16 protein-coding genes and 1 tRNA gene are annotated in these 19663 nt (G+C 60.5%); all 17 read left to right on the forward strand.

What is annotated here, in order from left to right; all coding sequences use genetic code 11:
- Positions 1-264 precede the first annotated feature (264 nt).
- The 17 genes from RWZ58_RS06680 (at position 265) to RWZ58_RS06760 (ending at position 19112) form a co-directional block, all read left to right on the forward strand.
- Positions 265-1383: a hypothetical protein gene (locus tag RWZ58_RS06680; protein WP_314658097.1), complete on the forward strand. Its 1119-nt coding sequence runs from the start codon at positions 265-267 to the stop codon at positions 1381-1383.
- A gap of 183 nt (positions 1384-1566) precedes the next feature.
- On the forward strand, positions 1567-2604 hold the full coding sequence (locus tag RWZ58_RS06685; RefSeq protein ID WP_314658098.1) for an HAD-IIA family hydrolase: 1038 nt from the start codon (positions 1567-1569) through the stop codon (positions 2602-2604).
- Complete coding sequence (locus RWZ58_RS06690) at positions 2597-2764, forward strand: GTPase (protein ID WP_314658099.1); 168 nt, start codon at positions 2597-2599, stop codon at positions 2762-2764. Before RWZ58_RS06685 ends, RWZ58_RS06690 begins: the two co-directional genes overlap by 8 nt.
- A 96-nt stretch (positions 2765-2860) precedes the next feature.
- Positions 2861-3589, forward strand: a complete 729-nt coding sequence (locus tag RWZ58_RS06695) for a TlyA family RNA methyltransferase (RefSeq protein ID WP_314658100.1) — start codon at positions 2861-2863, stop codon at positions 3587-3589.
- 228 nt (positions 3590-3817) lie between these two features.
- The gene (locus RWZ58_RS06700; RefSeq protein WP_314658101.1) at positions 3818-4825 is read left to right on the forward strand and encodes an NAD kinase; all 1008 of its coding nucleotides are present in this window, start codon (positions 3818-3820) and stop codon (positions 4823-4825) included.
- Between the two features lie 19 nt (positions 4826-4844).
- The gene (gene recN, locus RWZ58_RS06705) at positions 4845-6563 is read left to right on the forward strand and encodes a DNA repair protein RecN (RefSeq protein ID WP_314658102.1); all 1719 of its coding nucleotides are present in this window, start codon (positions 4845-4847) and stop codon (positions 6561-6563) included.
- Positions 6564-6881: 318 nt separating this feature from the next.
- Positions 6882-8576, forward strand: a complete 1695-nt coding sequence (locus RWZ58_RS06710) for a CTP synthase (protein ID WP_314658103.1) — start codon at positions 6882-6884, stop codon at positions 8574-8576.
- Between the two features lie 139 nt (positions 8577-8715).
- A complete protein-coding gene (locus RWZ58_RS06715; protein ID WP_314658104.1) occupies positions 8716-9390 on the forward strand; it encodes an NUDIX hydrolase in 675 nt (224 codons plus the stop codon).
- A gap of 78 nt (positions 9391-9468) precedes the next feature.
- Positions 9469-10773 (forward strand): tyrosine recombinase, encoded by a 1305-nt coding sequence (locus RWZ58_RS06720; protein ID WP_314658105.1) that lies wholly within the window; start codon positions 9469-9471, stop codon positions 10771-10773.
- 94 nt (positions 10774-10867) lie between these two features.
- The gene (locus tag RWZ58_RS06725; protein WP_005506637.1) at positions 10868-11728 is read left to right on the forward strand and encodes a ParA family protein; all 861 of its coding nucleotides are present in this window, start codon (positions 10868-10870) and stop codon (positions 11726-11728) included.
- Positions 11729-11921: 193 nt separating this feature from the next.
- Positions 11922-12938, forward strand: coding sequence for a ScpA family protein (locus tag RWZ58_RS06730; protein ID WP_314658106.1), 1017 nt, complete (start codon positions 11922-11924; stop codon positions 12936-12938).
- Positions 12931-13920, forward strand: a complete 990-nt coding sequence (gene scpB, locus RWZ58_RS06735; protein ID WP_314658107.1) for an SMC-Scp complex subunit ScpB — start codon at positions 12931-12933, stop codon at positions 13918-13920. The genes RWZ58_RS06730 and scpB overlap by 8 nt, the downstream gene beginning before the upstream one ends.
- Before the next feature lie 87 nt (positions 13921-14007).
- Positions 14008-15162 (forward strand): pseudouridine synthase, encoded by a 1155-nt coding sequence (locus tag RWZ58_RS06740; RefSeq protein WP_314658108.1) that lies wholly within the window; start codon positions 14008-14010, stop codon positions 15160-15162.
- An 18-nt stretch (positions 15163-15180) separates the two neighbouring features.
- Positions 15181-16350 carry a prephenate dehydrogenase gene (locus RWZ58_RS06745; RefSeq protein WP_314658109.1) on the forward strand — a complete coding sequence of 390 codons (1170 nt, stop codon included), beginning with the start codon at positions 15181-15183 and terminating at the stop codon, positions 16348-16350.
- A gap of 54 nt (positions 16351-16404) precedes the next feature.
- A complete protein-coding gene (cmk, locus tag RWZ58_RS06750; RefSeq protein WP_060823702.1) occupies positions 16405-17097 on the forward strand; it encodes a (d)CMP kinase in 693 nt (230 codons plus the stop codon).
- A 111-nt stretch (positions 17098-17208) separates the two neighbouring features.
- The gene (gene der, locus RWZ58_RS06755) at positions 17209-18789 is read left to right on the forward strand and encodes a ribosome biogenesis GTPase Der (RefSeq protein WP_049358671.1); all 1581 of its coding nucleotides are present in this window, start codon (positions 17209-17211) and stop codon (positions 18787-18789) included.
- A 249-nt stretch (positions 18790-19038) separates the two neighbouring features.
- A tRNA-Pro gene (locus RWZ58_RS06760) sits at positions 19039-19112 on the forward strand.
- Positions 19113-19663 lie beyond the last annotated feature (551 nt).

Below are 19663 nucleotides of genomic sequence, written 5' to 3' on the forward strand. Positions count from 1 at the left end.
TGCCGCTTTATTGTTGAGTAGCCCCGGCTTTGCCGGGGCTATTTTTGTTTGGGGAGGCCTAACCGCCTCCCCATTTGTCTTTAACATCCCATCAGTACGGGTGCACGGAAGGTGTTCTCTATACTAGAATGGTATGGCTTATGTTTAGGCATTAGCGGGTGCATCTAAGCACCCCTCATAGAGTTGATGCCTCAGGCAGCGGTTCGCCCGAATCGACTGCATACCCTACCCGCCCACACTGGCGGATACCTCCCAAGGAGATTCATGTCTGAGACCCCCCGTCACGAGTCTAACGGCTCCGGCCCCCGCCAGCACCGCAAGAACAGCGGAGGAAAGGACTTCCGCTCCAAGAAGGGCGGCAAGAACTTTGGCGGCAAGGGCGGTTTCAAGCGTAACGACCGCGGAGGCAAGAAGTTCGACGGTCGTCGCTCCGACTCCCGATCCAAGGCACCTCGCTCCAACGGTCCCGAGACTGAAGCACCCCGCGAAGAAGTACGCAGCATCGGTGGCCGTGCAGGCTACCGCCCCGCAAAGCCCAAGGCACCGGAAATTGACGACGACATCACCGGTCGCGAGCTAGACGGCGCAACCTTCCGCCAGCTGCGTGCCCTGGAGCCCCGCAACGCTGAAACCGTTGCAAAGCACCTCGCCATGGCCGGTCGATACCTCGACATCGACCCCGAATTCGCGCTGGAACACGCCGTTGCTGCATCCCGCAGTGCAGGCCGTATTGCCGCAGTACGCGAAGCAGTCGGCGTAGCCGCATACGTGGCAGAAGACTTCGAACTGGCGCTGCGCGAACTGCGCACCCACCGCCGTATCAGTGGCTCCGTAGACCACCTGGCACTGCTGGTGGACTGCGAACGTGCGCTCGGCCGCCTGCCCAAGGCACAGGAAATGATTGCTGAATTCAAGAAGGAAGAGCTGCCCGCCAACGTGCGCGTAGAGCTTGCCATCGTTGAATCCGGTATCCTCAGCGATCAGGGCAAGAAGTCTGAAGCTGTTGTAGCGCTGCAGATTCCTCAGCTGAACCCCAAGCGCGCCTTCGAATACAGCCCCCGCCTCTTCAGCGCATACTCCGACGCGCTGGCTAACGCAGGCCGTAACCAGGAAGCAGAACGCTGGGCGCGCCTCGCCTTCATGGCGGAAGCAGCACTGGGCCAGGGTAACTTCGCAGAACCCGAAATCTTCGATATGTTCGGTGAAGCAGGCCTCTTCGAAAAGGAAGAGAAGTCTGTAGAAATCACTGAGCCCGCAGAAGAGACTGTTGAAGCTTCCACAGAAGAAGAAGCACATGAGGCTCAGGAAGAGGCAGCTGAGGGCGAGAAGACCGAAGCTGCTGAGCCCGAGGCTGAAGAAGCAGAGGAAACTTCCGCAGAATAAGACTGCAGAGAATCTAAGAATTCTGAATACTTGACCTAAGTGTCAGCAACCGCTGGACGCGCCCCTGAATAGGGGAGAGCGTCCAGCGGTTTTGCACATAATCTCCGGAAGGCACCTACGGGTGAGTGTCTAACAGGTACGATTAATAGCGACAACCGCCAGAGACCCCGAGAGGAACACTCTATGACCACGAACGCACTCCTATCCCGCTACGATGCCCTCCTCTCCGATCTGGACGGCGTGGTCTACGCGGGCCCCTTCGCCATTGAAGGCGCACCCGAAGCCCTCAACCGCGCCGAAGAAGAGCTCAACGTACCGGTCATCTTCGTCACCAACAACGCATCCCGATCCGTAGAATCCGTAGCAGAACACCTGCGCGAACTGGGCGTACACACCCGAGCAGAACGAGTCGTCAGCTCTGCACAGGCTGGCGCCGCGCTGCTCGCGCAGCACGTACCCGCAGGCTCCAAGGTGCTCATCACCGGCACCGATGCCCTTGCCGACTGTGTGCGCGACGCAGGTCTGGAACCCGTACGCACCGAAGCCGAAGGTCCCGTAGCCCTCATCCAGGGCTTCAACCCGAAGATGGGCTGGGAAGACCTCGCGGAAGCCGCCTACACCCTCGCAAACCCCGAGGTGCTGTGGATCGCGACCAACACCGACCAGACCATCCCCAAGGAACGCGGTCAGGCGCCCGGTAACGGAACCCTCGTTGCAGCAGTGGCAACCGCCTCCCGTCGTACTCCGCTTGTCGCGGGCAAGCCCGAAGCGCCCATCTTCCACACCGCAGCAAAGGCCGTGAACTCCAGCCGCCCCGTCATCGTGGGTGACCGCCTGGACACCGACATTCTCGGCGCCAACAACGCTAAGATGGACGGCGCACTCGTCCTCACCGGCGTGCAGACCTACCAGGACGTCATTGAGGCCGTACCGAACCAGCGTCCGACCTATGTTCTTCGCACCCTCGAGGACTTCTTCGCACCCTACCCCGAAATTGAGGTGCTCTACGAAGGCTACGAAGTCACCGCAACCGGCCCCACCTGGCAGGCACGCGTCCGTGGAGAAAACCTGAGCCTGACCGGCCCCGAGGTAGAAGACGCCGAAGCATTCGCAGGCAGCGAGAGCGAAGCCGAAGCATGGCGCGTAGCCTGCGCAGCATGGTGGGCGGCAAACCCCGAACAGGGCGCACGCCCGAACATCCAGGGGATTCCCGGTGCCTAAGAACCAGGACACTAACAACAAAGCGGCGGAAACCACTGAGCTTGACGCAGAATTCGAGCGTCAGCTGGCGGCGACCCTCGCCATGGACCCTGTAGAGCGCGTCAAGCGCCTCGAAACGATGAGCGAGCAACTGGAAAAGGACCTCGAAAACCTCTCCTAGCTTGCGGCGGTGAACCCTCAGAACGTTATCGTCTGAGGGTTCACCGTTACTAGATAACCCCGTCACCAGACGACGACAGAAAGAAGACAAGGATACGTGCGCCTCGATAAATACCTGGTCGAAGCCGGATTCGTGAGCTCCCGAACCCTCGCCGCAAAACTCATCGCGGCAGGAGACGTGCAAGTCAACGGCAAGGTTGCACGCAAGGCATCTATGATCGTGGGCCCGGAGGACACCCTCTACGTGCGCCAGAGCGAGCTGACCGAATACGTCAGCCGCGCAGGCCACAAGCTCGCCGGTGCCCTCGACGCGTTCCCCGATATTGAGGTGGAAGGCAAGCGTTGCCTGGACGCGGGTGCCTCCACCGGAGGCTTTACCGACGTGCTGCTTCGTCGAGGAGCCGCCCACGTGGCTGCCGTGGATGTGGGACACGGACAGCTCGTGGATGCACTACGCGAAGAACCCCGAGTCGGCGTGTACGAGGGACTCAACGTTCGCTATATGAAGCCCGAAGATATTGGCGGGCAGGTTGAGCTGACGGTCTCCGATCTGTCGTTCATCTCGCTGACCCTGGTCATGGAGGCGCTAGCGAACGCTACCGAAACCGGCGGCGACCTGGTGCTCATGGTCAAACCGCAGTTCGAGGTCGGTAAGCACCGCATCGGACGCGGGGGAGTGGTGTACGAAGAGTCCGCCCGCCGTGAAGCAGTGGAGAAGGTCCAGGCGTCTGCGGAGAGTCACGGATTGCGCGTGATGGGTATGGAACCCAGCCCGCTCCCCGGACAGGACGGCAACGTGGAGTACTTCCTCTGGTGCCGAAAATAAATAGTGCTATAGGCAGTCTGAGAAAAGCCGCCCGGTAACGCAAGACGTGTTGAGGGCGCGGCTTTCTCAGGCTGCTGCGCTATTCATAGTTACTTTTGGAGTACACCTCAGCTATATGTTATTCGAAATAATTTTCTAAAAATAGGGTACTTTAGGAAATCTTCGAGAACATATTCGGTATGATAGGTGTAGATACACCATCTCAACACCCGATGGGAGAGAGTCGTAATGGCAGAACAAGAAAGCCGTGCAACGCAGGAGGCGGTCGTGCAGGCAGCTGCTACTGGCGCACGCCATGCTTACGGGGACTCTGCAGGGCAGCATCACCGAAAGATTCTTGTCTTCGCCCACGTGGGACGAAAAGAAGCACGAGATGCCGCCCGCCAGGCGTGCACCCAGCTCTATGAAGCGGGACTTGCGCCCGTCATGACTCGCTCTGATCTGGAGACTCTGAGTGAAAACTGGGACGAGCCCGTCCCCGTGCAGGTCGTGCACGAATCCGTGGCGCTCATCGATATCGAACTCGGTGTGGTGCTCGGCGGTGACGGTTCAATTCTTCGCGCTGCCGAAATGGTGCGCCGAACCAGCATTCCGCTCATTGGCGTGAACTTGGGACACGTCGGCTTCCTTGCCGAATCCGAAGAGAGCGACCTGAACGAAACCGTTCGCTGCATCGTCAACAACGAATACACCGTTGAAGAACGCATGGCAATCGACGTGGAGGTTTGGAACGACGGTAAGCGCGTGCACAGCGACTGGGCGCTGAATGAAGCCAGCGTCGAAAAGGGTAACCGCGAAAAAATGATTGAAGTCATTATTGAGGTGGACTGCCGCCCGCTCAGCAGCTTCGGCTGTGACGGCGTGGTCATGGGAACCCCCACCGGTTCGACTGCCTACGCTTTCTCCGGTGGTGGCCCGGTCGTCTGGCCCGAAGTTGAAGCGATTCTCATGGTGCCGCTCTCGGCTCACGCGCTCTTTGCGCGTCCGCTGGTAGCGGCGCCGACCTCCACCCTGGCGGTAGAAATGATGCCCGGAAACGGCGCCTCCGGCGTGCTCTGGTGCGATGGCCGCCGAACCGTGGAGCTGGACCCTGGCTCCCGTATTGAGGTGCGACGCTCCGAAAAGTCGGTGCTGCTCGCCCGTATTCACCCGGCTCCCTTCTCGGAGCGACTGGTGCGTAAATTTGAGCTTCCGATCCGTGGCTGGCGCGGCCCGCAGGATACCGAGAAGCACTAAAGAAAAGGAATGAACGTTCGTGATTGAGGAAATCCATATTCGAGACCTCGGCATCATCACCGATGCGAGGCTCCCCCTCGAACCCGGATTCTCCGTGCTGACCGGTGAAACCGGCGCAGGTAAAACCATGGTCGTCACCGCCCTCGGCATGCTCCTGGGCGCCCGATCCGACGCATCCAGCGTGCGCAACGGTGCCAAGAGCGCCCTCGCCGAAGCAGTGATTCGTCTGCCCCACGGGCACCGCGCCCTCGAGCTTGCCGAAGAAGCCGGCGGCACCGCTGAGGATATCGACGAACAGACCTCCGAACTGCTTCTGGCACGCACCGTCAATGCCTCGGGACGCTCCCGCGCTCACGTCGGTGGCTGCTCCGCGCCCATCGGAACTCTGTCTCAGATTGGTCAGACTCTTGTTGCAGTCCATGGCCAGTCCGATCAGTTGCGCCTCAAATCTGCGGCGGAGCAGCGCCAGTCCCTCGACCTGTACGCCGGTGAAGAGCTCGCCAACCTGCTTGAGAAGTACCGCGAAAACTACGAGCGATACCGTGCTGCCGCTGCGGAGCTGAAGGAGGTGCGCGAAAATTCTCGGGCACGCGCCCTCGAAGCGCAGACCCTGCAGGGCGCCCTCGAAGAAATCAGTGCCGTCAACCCGCAGGCAGGGGAAGAAGAAGAGCTCAAAGCCGAGATGGTGAAGCTCATGAACGTGGAGGCGCTACGCATTGCGTCGGCAACCGCCTCCGCGGCACTGAGCGGTAGCGAATACTCCACCGGCGATGAGCAGAGCGTCATGAGCCTGCTCGATGCAAGCCGCTCCGCGCTACAGGCACAGGCAGATGCTGATGAAGAGCTTGCCTCCCTCGCCGCGCGCGTTAACGAGCTGCTGATTCTGACCACCGATATTTCCTCGGACCTGTCCTCCTACATGGCGTCCCTGGATGTTGAAGGTCCCGAGCGCCTGGCGCAGGTACAAACTCGCCGCGCCCAGCTGGCAATCCTTACCCGCAAATACGGTGCCGACATTGCCGAGGTCCTCGAATGGGCGGAAGAATCCCGCGCACGCCTGGAGACTCTGGTGGACGACCCGCAGCGACAGGAAACTCTCGAAACCGAGCTGGTGCAGCTACGCAAGGTGCTCGGCGCCCAAGCAGAAGAGCTGACCGCCCTGCGCCGTGCCGCCGCGCAGAAACTGGCGGACGCCGTCAGTGAAGAGCTCACCGCTCTTGCCATGCCGAACGCCTCCCTGGTTGTGGAGGTCGCCGAAGCTGAAAAGTTCTCGGTGCACGGTCGAGACACCGTGACCTTCATGCTGGCACCGCACCGAACCGCCGTACCGCGCCCGCTCGGTAAGGGTGCCTCCGGCGGTGAGCTCTCCCGAGTCATGCTCGCCCTGGAAGTAGTGCTTGCCGAAGTAGACCCGGTCCCGACCTTCATCTTCGACGAGGTGGACTCCGGCGTGGGCGGTAAGGCTGCCATCGAGATTGGTCGGCGCCTCGCCATGCTCGCCCGACACGTGCAGGTTCTGGTGGTCACCCACCTGCCGCAGGTTGCCGCCTTCGCGGATCAGCACATCCTGGTGCTGAAGAACGATGATGCGTCCCTTTCGAAGGTCAAGGTACTTTCCGAAGAGGAGCGCGTGGTGGAACTGGCACGCATGCTCTCCGGTCACGATCAATCAGAATCGGCGCGAGAACACGCCCGAGAGCTGCTGGCAGCCGGTCGAGAAGTGCCGCAAGGACGCTAAACCTCGGCGAATAATAGCGACGACCGAATGCTCGGAAGAGGTACCTTTCGGCGAATAGACCACTAAAGATATTGAGGAGCGCGAAAACGCCTCAGAAAGTTGTCGGTGCATCCCACACCGGTGGCCGATAGCGACGCATGGAGCGCAGAGGATGTGAGATACTCTGTGAATGCTCCAACACGTTCTTCTACACGGCGCGGCGGGAATATTAAAGCCCCAGCTCCGTTTACAGTGGTGATAAGGATAAATAGGGGAGGGAGAGCCGCCTGAGAGAATCCTCTCGCGGCATAACCCTCTGCTTGGATAGCAGACAAGAAAATGGTAGGCTTAAATTCCGTGGTGAATGAAAAAAATAACGCTCTGAACGCGTCCTCTAACGACAAGGTAACCCGCCAGATTTTCGTGACCGGCGGCGTTGCATCTTCTCTCGGTAAGGGCCTGTCGGCCTCTTCCCTCGGTCAGCTTCTTCGCGCACGTGGCCTCTCTGTGACCATGCAGAAGTTCGACCCCTACCTGAACGTCGACCCCGGTACGATGAACCCCTTCCAGCACGGTGAAGTCTTTGTCACCGACGACGGTGCTGAAACCGACCTCGACATCGGACACTACGAGCGCTTCCTGGACGAAAACCTCGACCAGTCCGCTAACGTGACCACCGGCCAGGTCTACTCCTCCGTCATCGCAAAGGAACGCCGCGGCGAATACCTCGGTGACACCGTCCAGGTCATCCCTCACATTACTGACGAAATCAAGGCCCGCATGCGTCACGCAGCGGAAATTGACAACGCACCCGACATCATCATCACCGAAATCGGTGGTACCGTCGGCGATATCGAGTCCCTGCCCTTCATGGAAGCAGCACGCCAGGTACGCCGCGATGTTGGTCGCAAGAACGTCTTCTTCCTGCACGTCTCCCTGGTGCCCTTCATCGGCCCCTCCGGCGAGCTCAAGACCAAGCCGACCCAGCACTCCGTCGCAGCACTGCGCGGCCTGGGCATTCAGCCTGACGGTCTGATTCTGCGCTGTGAGCGTGAGGTCCCCGCATCGCACCGCTCCAAGATCGGTAACGCATGCGACGTGGACACCGACGCAGTCATCTCCTGCGCCGACGCACCCAGCATCTACGACATCCCCAAGACCCTGCACAGCCAGAAGCTCGACGACTACATCCTCGACTACTTCGGCATTGAAGCTCCCGCACCGGACTTCACCCAGTGGGACCGCCTGCTCGACGCAGTGCACCGCCCCGCAGCAGAGGTCAACGTTGGCCTGGTCGGTAAGTACATCGACCTGCCCGACGCATACCTGTCCGTCTCCGAGGCTCTGCGCGCCGGCGGCTTCGCAAACAACGTGAAGGTCAACATCAAGTGGGTTGCAGCCGACCTGTGCGCAACCGACGAAGATGCAGACCACCAGCTGCGCAACATGGACGCAATCCTCGTGCCCGGCGGCTTCGGCATCCGCGGCCTGGACGGCAAGATCGGCGCCCTCAAGTACGCACGCGAGCACAAGATCCCGACCCTGGGTATCTGCCTCGGCCTGCAGTCCATGGTCATTGAGTACGCACGCAACGTACTGGGCCTGCGCGAAGCATCCTCCACCGAGTTTGATCCGGAAACCTCCGTACCGGTCATCGCAACCATCGAAGAGCAGAAGCAGTTCGTCGAAGGTGCAGGCGATCTGGGCGGCACCATGCGCCTGGGCCTGTACAAGGCAAACCTTGTTCCCGGTTCTCAGGTTGCTAAGGCATACGGTGCAACCGAGGTTGCAGAGCGTCACCGCCACCGCTACGAGGTGAACAACGAGTACCGCGAGCAGCTTGAAGAAGCAGGTCTGCTCATCTCCGGTACCTCCCCGGACTCCTCGCTGGTCGAGTACGTAGAGCTGCCCGCAGAGGCACACCCCTACTACGTGGCAACTCAGGCACACCCCGAGTACCGTTCGCGTCCGACCCGCCCGCACCCGCTCTTCTCCGGCCTGATTAAGGCTGCCCTGGAGCGCCGCGGCGCCTAAGATTTAGGCACAAACGTTCAGCATCCCGCTCACCCCGCGCAGGGGAGAACGGGATGCTTCCGTTTAAGCGTGTTTTATCTTGCGGCACCCGCTGACGAGTCAAACGTAACCGGGCAAAGAAGCCGCCTACAATGAAAGAATGAGCAATAACCAGCAGATTATCGACACCCCCTCCGAACGCACTATCCGCACCCGCACCGTGAAGTACAGCGGCTACGTGATCGAAACGACCGTTGAAGAGTACGAACTCAACGAGAAAACCGTGCTCACCCGCGACGTTGTGGAGATGCCCGGCGCCGTCGCCGTAGCGGTTCTCAACGAGGACAACGAACTGCTGATGCTCAACCAGTACCGCCACCCGGTGCGCATGAATCTCTGGGAAGTACCCGCCGGGCTACTCGACATCGACGGCGAAGACCCCCTGGTCGCCGCGCAGCGCGAACTCGCCGAAGAAGCCGACCTGCAGGCTAAGACTTGGAACGCTCTGACCGACTACTTCAGCAGCCCCGGCGCAACCAGCGAAGCAGGCCGCGTCTACCTGGCACGCGACCTTTCGGAGCTGCCCGCCGAAGAACGTAGCGAACGCACCGAAGAAGAAGCCGAAATGACCTACCGCTGGGTGCCCCTCGACGAGGCGGTACAGCTGGTACTGGGCGGAAAGGTGCACAACGCGCTCGCTATCCAGGCGGTGCTTGCCACCTACGCGGCGGCGCAGAACAACTTTGAAGGCTTGCGCCCTGCCGAGGGCGGCTGGGAGTTCCACCCCTACATGGGCAAGCGCCGCGAAAAGCCGGAGAACTTCCGCAATTACTAAGAACAAATACAAGGGAGGGGAGTAGCCCCTACCTGGGGGCAACCCTGAACAACAGAGAGAGCCGACAGAGGAGATAGCGTGAAGCAGGCTAAAAGCATGGCGAGCAAGACATCCCGCGGCGCGGGTCTGCTTGGCGTGCCTTCTTCTGCCGGTTCCTCCGCGCTGGGTTCTTCTAGCAGGGGTTCTTCTGCCCTGGGCGCTTCCCACCAGGAGGCGCAGACTCCGTTGCAGAGAGCAATCGAGCAGTACCTCATCCACCTGCGCGTGGAGCGAGGAAGCAGCGAACACACCATCGCCTCCTACACACGCGATTTGCGGCGATACAGCGCCTACATGGCGACTCTTGGCGTCATTGACCCCGAACGCATCACCACCGCGCAGGTACGCTCCTTCATGCGTGAACTCGCTGCCCCCACCGTGCCCCTTGCCGGATTCGACGCGGGGGAGAAACACAACCAGAACGAGCAGGATGCACAGGAAGAAGCCGCAGAATCGCTGGCGCTGATGATTGCCTCCGAATCGGGGCGAGGTACAGGAAGCGGGCGCGCTGGAAAAAGGGGCACTGGGAAGCAGGAGAAAGCTGGCGAGCCAGAAACGCCAACCGCTGAAGGTGCGCCGAGCCTGCCCCTGCCGCTGGGCCCGAACTCCATCGCCCGCACCATGGCGGCAGTCCGCGGAGCGCACGCCTTCTGGGTCTCCGCTCTCATTGTGCCCACCGACCCGGCGGCACCGGTCACCCCGCCCAAAAACGTCAAGCGCCTACCCAAAGCAGTCAGCGTAGAAGATATTCAGCGGCTACTTGTCGTACCCGACCGCGAAACCGCCACCGGGCTACGCAACCGAGCCATGCTCGAATTCCTCTACGCCACCGGCGCACGCGTGAGTGAAATGCTCAACGCCGATATTGACGACGTACACTTTGAAGGGACCCTCACCGACGAAGACGGCAACCAGATTACCCTGCCTGGCTACGTTCGTCTCTTCGGCAAGGGAAACAAAGAACGACTCGTACCCATCGGTAGCTACGCCCAAAAAGCGATTCAAGACTACCTGGTGCGTGCCCGCCCCTCCCTTGTAGCGCACGGTAAAGGCACCGCCGCGCTCTTCGTCAACGGACGAGGCGGCAGGCTTGGACGCCAAGGCGCATGGCTCATCCTCAAAGAAGCCGCCGAAGCTGCCGGACTCAGCTCCGACTTCTCGCCGCACTCCATGCGCCACAGCTTCGCAACGCACCTGCTACAGGGCGGTGCCGATATTCGTGTGGTGCAAGAACTACTCGGGCACGCCTCCATCGCCACCACGCAGGTGTACACCAAGGTCACGCCCGAGGGGCTTATGGAGGTGTACCGCATGGCGCATCCGCGTGCTCACGAGAGGGGATAAAACCCCGTCAATCCGCGGAACAGCCGCTCTTGAGGTAACCTTATAGACAACGCTTAAACTTTAAAACTTCGAATTCATTGATGAAGGTGAACCATTGACTGAAGCTCAGGCTCAAGAACTCGGCCCCACCGGCCGACCCCTGCGCGTATACCCCGACCCGGCTCCGCTGAGTAGCCACGGTCCCGCCCGCATTATCTCTATGGTGAATCAGAAGGGCGGCGTGGGTAAGACCACCTCCACCATTAACCTGGGCGCGGCACTGGCAGAATGCGGCCGTAAGGTGCTGCTGGTCGACTTCGACCCGCAGGGTGCTCTCTCTGCAGGTTTCGGTGCGAACCCGCACGAACTGGACCTGACCGTCTACAACGTCATGATGGACCGCAAGGTCGACATCAAGGACGTCATCCTGCCCACCGGCGTGGAGAACATCGACCTGCTGCCCGCCAACATTGACCTTTCCGCAGCTGAAGTTCAGCTGGTCAACGAAGTGGCTCGCGAGCAGGTTCTCGCCTCGGCACTGCGCAAGGTCCGCGACGAATACGACGTCATCCTCATCGACTGCCAGCCTTCCCTGGGTCTGCTGACCGTCAACGCGCTGACCGCCTCCGAGGGCGTGATTATTCCGCTGATTTGTGAGTTCTTCGCACTGCGCGCCGTCGCGCTGCTGGTCGACTCCATCGAGAAGGTTCAGGACCGTCTGAACCCCGACCTCGAAATCTCCGGCGTGCTTGCCACCATGTTCGATGCCCGCACCATCCACTCCAAGGAAGTTCTGGCACGCATCGTGGACGCATTCGGCGACAAGGTCTTCGACACCGTCATCAAGCGCACCGTGAAGTTCCCGGACGCATCGGTGTCCGCTGAGCCGATTCTCAGCTACGCCTCCAGCCACCCCGGGGCGGAAGCATACCGCCAGGTGGCACGCGAACTGATCTACAAGGGCGGCGCACGCTAAAGCCCCCTGCACCTATACGCCCTCTGCTGAGGTGACTCTCACCCTTGAGTCGCACCGGTAGAGGGCGTATAATTGTGTGGATTCTAAAGACCCCGTGTACTGCTTGCCGCGAAAAATAGGCGAAGCAGAAGCCGCATCTGAGACGGCACCAACAAAAGCCGGGGAGAATAAACCTAAGGAGAATAGGTCGTTTATGACCACGAACGTCGCTGCCGTGAGGGTACCGACACCGAATGCAGACACCGCCGCGAACGCCCGGACTGAGGGCCGCGGCCTGCAGAACCCGGAACGCGGTTTCACCCTCACCCTCAGTAATTTTGAGGGTCCCTTTGATCTTCTACTGACCCTGATTTCGCGCCGCAAACTCGACATTACCGAGGTGGCGCTCGCAGAGGTCACCGACGAGTTCCTCGCATACCTGCACGCCCTCTACGCTGAAGGCACCGAACGCGCACTCGACGAAGCCAGCGAATTTCTGGTCACCGCCGCAACCCTGCTGGAACTCAAAACCGCACGCCTGCTCCCGCAACATCGTGAACCCCTCGAAGAGGACGTTGCACTGTTGGAGGCACGCGACCTGCTTTTCGCCCGTCTGCTGCAATACCGTGCCTACCGCGAAGTCGCCGATATTTTTGCTGAACGCTGGTCGCAAGAAGCGCAGCGTTTTCCCCGTGCGGTAGCCCTCGAAGAACGATTCGCCCAGGCACTTCCCGAGCTGGTTTTCACCGGAGGCGCCGAAGAGTTCGCCCGCATCGCCGCAGCAGCGCTGAGCCGAACCCCCAAAGAGCCCGAACCGGAACCCGAAGAAATCGTTGAAGAACTCAACGAGCACCTGCACGTTCCGCTAACCACCATCGCGGCTGAAGAACACTACATTTTGCACAGCCTGCTCGATACCGCGGCGCGGGAACTGAGCTTCGCCGAACTGGTTCAAGGATCCGGCGAACTAGAAATCGTGGTGGTTCGTTTTCTCGCCCTGCTTGAGCTCTACAAAGAAGGTGCCCTGCACATGGAACAGGACGCACCGCTCGGAGCTATTCGGGTACGTGCGAGCGCGAGCGCGGCACAGTTCGTGATCCGTGAAGAAACTGCAGACACCGCAGGCACACAGGGTGCGCACGAAATCGGTGAAGCACCTGCAGAAACGGGCGAATCGGATAGCGTACGCGAGGACCAAGAAGCCCACGAGGTAGAGGAGGATCATGAGTGATCACGGAGCACGGTTTGACCGTGAATTTACCCCTGACGACCTTGCCATCGTGAACCTGGGCTACTGGGACCCGAACGCGGATGATGACTCGGCTGACTCGGTGCCGGTAGCAGAGGATGTAGAGCTTACTGTTGCGGAATCTGAACCGGCTGAGCACGAGGTAGCCGCAGCGCCTCTGGAAGCGGAGGCTACCGAAGAAGCCCAGGCTGCTGAAGAAGCTGAGGCTACTGATGTAGCTGGGGAACCAGAGACGGAAGAAGCGCAGGAACCTGCACCCCGCGAGTCGAAGAAACCGGCAACGAAAACCGCGAAGATTCCGGCGGGAGGCCCCTCCACCGCACCCAGTGTGGCGGTCGATGCCGAAGCCGAGTTTTCCAAGGTCGAGGCAATCCCCGGCGGTGTCAAAAGCGCCATCGAAGCGATCCTTGCCGTTGCTGAAGCACCTGTGAGCGTCAAAGAACTCTCCGCCGCGCTCATCGTCAATGAGCGAGCCGTCGAGCACGCGCTCGACCAGCTGTACCGCGAGTACAACGGCGAAGAAAGCGGCTACGGAGAAGACGAAAACTGGGTGGCACCCGAACCGCGCGGATTCCAGCTGCGGAATATCGCCGGAGGCTGGAAACTCTACGCCCGCGACGACTTTGCCCCCTGGGTGGCGCGCTTCGTAACCCGCTCCAAGAGCGCGACCCTGAGCAAGCCCGCCTATGAGACGCTCGCCGTGATTGCCTACCAGCAGCCGGTGACCCGCGCGAGGGTCGCCTCCATTCGTGGCGTGAACGCGGATGCGGCAATCCGCCAGCTGCTGCAACGGCAGCTGATTCGTGAGGCGGGTCGAGAAGCCGGAAGCGGCGCGACCCTCTACGAAACAACGGAGCTGCTGCTGGCGAAGCTCGGGTTGAACTCCCTGGAGGAGCTACCGGCGCTCGCGCCTTTCCTGCCCGATGATACGGAAGCCGCCGTGCTTGCCGAGGGCAACGACTAAGACAACGACAACGAACCAATAAGACGAACGAACGTTCGGGAAATGCCCGAAACGTTCGCACTATACGACAGAAAAGAGAAGAACACCATGGCATATGGAAACTCCTCCCGCGGCGGCCGCTCTGCATCCGGTCGCCCCCAGAACTCCCGCGGTGGCCGTCCCGGCGCCGGTCGTCCCGGTCAGGGCGGTAAGCCCGGCGCTAAGGGCGCATCCGCACGCGGCGGTCGCCCCGGCGCAGGCAAGAGCGGCGCAGGCAAGAGCGGCGCAGGCAAGGGCGGCGCAAAGGGCTTCGGCGAGAAGAAACTCGGTGACAAGAAGTTCGGCGCAGGTCGTGCAGGTCGCGGCCGCGGTACCGAACTGCCCAAGCGCGAACGCCGCGCACCGGGCCGTCCCTACCGCTCCGGCGAAGCCTTCGCAAACGAGCGCGGCGAGTACCGCGTCAGCAATTACGCTGGTCCGCACCGCCCCCGCCGCCCCCGTAACGCCCCGGTAGACCACTACGAGTTCTACGACCACGACGGCGTGCGCCTGCAGAAGCTGCTGGCTCAGGCCGGTGTGGCATCCCGCCGCGTCTGCGAAGAAATGATTACCGAAGGTCGCGTCACCGTCAACGGTGAAGTCGTGACCGAGCTGGGTGTGCGCGTGGACCCCTCCAAGGTGACCGTGCAGGTGGACGGCATGACCGTTCAGACCAACGACAAGCTCGTCTACATGGCATTCAACAAGCCCGCCGGCGTGGTCTCCACCATGGAAGACCCCGAAGGTCGCCCCTGCATCTCTGACTTCCTGCGTTCCTCCATGAGCGAGCGTGTGTTCCACGTGGGCCGCCTGGACGTCGAAACCGAGGGTCTGTTGCTGCTGACCAACGACGGTGAACTGGCGAACCGCCTCACCCACCCCTCCTACGAGGTGCCCAAGACCTACCTGGTGCAGGTTCCCGGCCCGATGGAGCCCGGCGTCGGCGCAGCCATGAAGAAGGGTATTCGCTTGGAAGACGGTGTGACCCGCGTGGACGAGTTCAAGCTGGTGGACTCCACCCCCGGCCACGTGCTCGTTGAGGTGACCATCCACTCCGGTAAGAACCGCATCGTGCGCCGCCTCTTCGACGCCGTCGGCTACCCGGTTGAGCGCCTGGTGCGCGTTGAGATGGGCCCGATCCGTATTGGTTCGCAGAAGCAGGGCACCGTCCGTAACCTCTCCAAGGTTGAGATCGGTCACCTGCTCGCTTCGGTGGACATGTAATAACGCTAAGGAGTTGTCATGAGCTCGCCCGCTGAGCTTTCCGCATCTGAGCTGCACATGGACTCAACGCTGACCGGGCCGGTACTCATTATCGGCTCGGGTCTGCTGGGCGCCTCCATCGGTTTGGGGTTGCGTGCGGCAGGATGCGAGGACGTGTACGTCCAAGATATCTCACCCACCGCCGAGGCTGTGGCGCAGGATATCGGCGCCGGTACAAGCTTCTCCACCCTGTCGGAGCAGGAGCGCGCCGCGTTCGCCCCGCAGCTGGTGGTGGTGGCTGCGCCTCCGGATAGTGCCGGTGCCGTGTGCGCTCGCGCGTTGAACACCTATGCGCCTCGACCGGAGGCGGGCTACCCCGGCGCCGTGGTGACGGATGTTGCCTCGGTGAAGGTGCAGCCGCTGGCTGATGTGCTTGCCTCGGGTGCGGATGCGTCCCGTTACGTGGGTTCGCATCCGATGGCTGGGCGTGAGAAGTCGGGCCCGGTGGCTGCTCGCGGTGAGCTGTTCCAGGCGCGTCCGTGGATTATCTGCGAGCACGATTCGGTTCGCCCCGAGTGTGTGCGTCTGGTGCGTTCTGTGGCGGTGGAGCTGGGCGCGATTGTGACTTCTCTGGGCGTTGAGGAACATGATCAGACGGTTGCCCTAATCTCTCATGTGCCGCAGGCGATGAGCTCGCTGTTGGCTTCGCGTCTGCAGGACACTCCGCTGTATGCGCTGTCCCTGGCGGGTCAGGGTTTGCGCGATACGGTGCGTATTGCGGCCTCGGACCCGACGCTGTGGGTGCAGATTTTTGCGGCGAACGCTGACCCGATTGTGCAGACCCTCTACGGGGTGCGTGATGACTTGAACCGCCTCATCGCGACGCTGGAGAACCCGACAGCTTCCGGCGCTCGCCTGGATTTGGCGCAGCTAATGAGCGAAGGCAATGCGGGCGTGAGCCGTATTCCGGGTAAGCACGGTACTGCCCCCGCCGCGTTTGCAAAGATGACGGTGCTGGTGGACGACACCCCCGGCACGCTGGCTCGTTTGCTTGCCGAGATTGGTGAGTTGGGCGCGAACCTTGAGGATTTGCGTCTGGAGCACTCGACGGGTGCCCCGGTGGGTATGGCTGAAATCTCGGTCAATCCGTCTATTCATGAGGCGCTGGTCCGCGATTTGTCGGCTCGCGGTTGGCGTGTTGTGAAGTAGAGTTAAAGCTGTATTTTCCGGCATAAAGTTTGAGACGAATTTTAAGGAGTGCTGATGCACGAGAACCCTAAACTGACGATTGCTATTGACGGTCCCTCCGGTTCCGGTAAGTCGTCTGTGTCTAAGGAAGTTGCACGCCACTTTGGTCTGGCGTACCTGGACACCGGTGCAATGTACCGTGCCGCAACCTACCGTGTGCTGGAACTTGGCATTGACCTGAACGACGCTGAGGCGATTGCGAAGGCTGTCGAGGAGATGCCCCTGGTGTTCGGTACGAACATTAAGGAAGAAGAGATTTTGATGGGCTCGACCGATATCCGTGAGGAGATTCGTAGCGAGCGCATTTCTTCGGCTGTGTCTGCTGTGGCTTCGGTTCCGGCGGTTCGTGAGCACCTGATTGGCCTGCAGCGTTGGATGATTGACCACGCTATTAACGGCATGGTCGCTGAGGGCCGCGACATCACTACCGTGGTCGCTCCCGACGCTGATGCGCGCATCCTGCTGACTGCTTCTGAAGAGGTGCGCATGGCGCGCCGCGGTCTGGAGAACGCGGAGAAGTCCGGCGCTTCGGGTGACTTGAGCAAGCAGATCGCTGAGCGTGATGCGAAGGATTCGAAGGTCAATAACTTTATGGAAGCTGCCGAGGGTGTGACCCTGGTGGACAGCTCGGATCTTGATTTTAATGCGACGGTCTCTGCAGTGATTAACGCTGTGAATGACCAGTTGAAGGCGAAGCGCGCGGGCTAGGCCCCGCCGAAACGCTGGGGGAGTGGTGCATCCGCTCCCGAGAAGACGTTGAGCCGCGCTCGCGTGCTGACCCTTGGGTTGGGCGTGGGGCGGGTAGAGAAAGGAATGCGCATGGCTGAGGACGCTATCCGCGACGATTACGAAGATAAGTACCTGGGCGGTGGCGAGGACGACGTTATCGAGCGCCTCGCTGAGATTGATGATGAGACCGCTGATCAGCGTGCTCAGGCTCTTCTTGAGGGTCTTGAGGACTACGACCTGGATGAAGAGGACCGCGCCCTGCTGGGTGCTTGGGGCTTCGACATTGAGGAAGAGGAAGAGCAGCTCGCTGATCCGGTAGTGGCGATTGTTGGCCGCCCGAACGTGGGTAAGTCGACCATCATTAACCGTATTCTGGGCCGCCGTGAAGCGGTGGTTGAGGATAAGCCGGGTGTGACTCGTGACCGCGTGTCCTATAAGGCTGAGTGGCTGGGTAAGAGCTTCACCCTGGTTGATACCGGTGGTTGGGAGTCTGACGCTCGCGGTATTGATGCTCAGGTTGCTGAGCAGGCTGAGATTGCTGTAGAGCAGGCCGATGTTGTGGTCCTGGTGGTGGATGCCCGCGTGGGTGTGACTGCTTCGGACGAGCAGATTGTGCGTATGCTGCGCCGCGTGAAGAAGCCGATCATTCTGATTGCTAACAAGATTGACGATGCTCACCTGGAGCCGGAGATTTATAACCTCTGGTCGCTGGGCATGGGTCAGCCGTTCCCGGTGTCGGGTCTGCACGGTCGTGGCCTGGCGGATGCTCTGGACGAGATCCTTGAGGTCATGCCGGAGCACTCGCAGTTCGCACAGCCGGAGGCGCTGGGTGGCCCGCGTCGTGTGGCTCTGGTGGGTCGCCCGAACGTGGGTAAGTCGTCGCTGCTGAACAAGCTGGCTGGTTCTGAGCGTGCCGTGGTGAACGACCTGGCTGGTACGACTCGTGACCCGATTGACGAGATTATTGAGCTGGGCGGCTACCCCTGGCGTTTTGTGGATACCGCGGGTATTCGCCGTCGCCAGCACATGGCTAAGGGTGCGGAGTTCTACTCTTCGCTGCGTACTCAGACTGCTCTGGAGCGTTCTGAGGTTGCCGTGGTGCTGCTGGATGTTTCCGAGCCGATCTCTGAGCAGGACGTGCGTATCGTGCAGACCGTGATTGATTCGGGTCGTGCGATGGTTCTGGCATTCAATAAGTGGGATACCCTCGATGAGGACCGCCGCTACATGCTTGAGCGCGAGATTGAGCGCGACCTGGCGCACGTGCAGTGGGCGCCTCGCGTGAACATTTCGGCGAAGACCGGCTGGCACAAGGACAAGCTGGTGCCCGCCCTGGAGCACTCGCTGGAGTCGTGGGATTCGCGTATTCCGACCGGTCGCCTGAACGCGTTCCTGGGCGAGATTGTGGCCGCGCATCCGCACCCGCTGCGTGGCGGTAAGCAGCCGCGTATTCTTTTCGGTACTCAGGTGTCTTCGCGTCCGCCGAAGTTCGTTCTGTTTACTACCGGCTTCTTGGATCCGGGTTACCGCCGCTTCATTATGCGTCGTCTGCGTGAGACTTTTGATTTCACGGGTACTCCGATTGAGATTTCGATGCGTGTGCGTGAGCGCCGCTCCCTGGGTGAGCGTCAGAGCGCGAAGGCTAAGAAGGGTAAGGGCGGCCGCCGCTAGTAGCGGGGTGTGTCTGCATGATGCCGTGTTGCTGGGCTGGCCCCTTGCTAGGCTGGCTTGGCCTCTTGTTAGGGTTGGCCCCCGCGCGCAGGATTCTGTGCGGAAAATCTGAGAGGAAAATCTGAGAGGAAAAGATTTTTAAGATTTTTTCTAAAAATCGGGATTCTGGCTTGCGCGGGGGTTAAAACCCCGGTATAGTTATTCGAGTGTTCAGGGGAAACCTTGAAAACAATATCGTGAATAACGAATCGGGTTGTGGCGCAGCTTGGTAGCGCACTTGACTGGGGGTCAAGGGGTCGCAGGTTCAAATCCTGTCAACCCGACAGATAAAGCTCCGGAAGGTTTTCCTTCCGGAGCTTTTTTGTATGCCGTTTAGTGGTTTTTGTTTTGCTTGCTTGGATGGGGGAAATACGGGAGTCGGCGCCAAAAACACGGCTGGAAGCACCGAAGTGCGCTCTCTTCCTTGAGTTGGCGGGGGAGAGGTCGGTCTCGCACCTGTAAAGCGGTGGGGCTTTAGGTTAGGTTGCAATTATGAGCTTCAATCTAAATGTTGGAATATGCCCGATTTTGTGGGTGATGGGTGGTACATTGGGTACACAAGGAATCGCGTTTTAGCGGTCAGAAATTTTAGCTTTGGCACTGAATTTCCCTTGACAAATCAAGGAATATTTAGGTTTCTGTGACTAAAACACGACTTCATACACACTGAATTTCATAGCCGCAAAACCAACACGAACCCAAGCGAAGGCAAATATCCCGGTGGGATATCCTCCCCAAGGCACAAAGCACCGGGGAAACAGGCCTAAAGCACACGGCACACACGCCGCCACACGCGTCGCTGGGAAGGTTTTACGGCGCAACTCGATCCCGCCCC

The organism is uncultured Rothia sp. (assembly GCF_963544205.1).
Lineage (GTDB): Bacteria > Actinomycetota > Actinomycetes > Actinomycetales > Micrococcaceae > Rothia.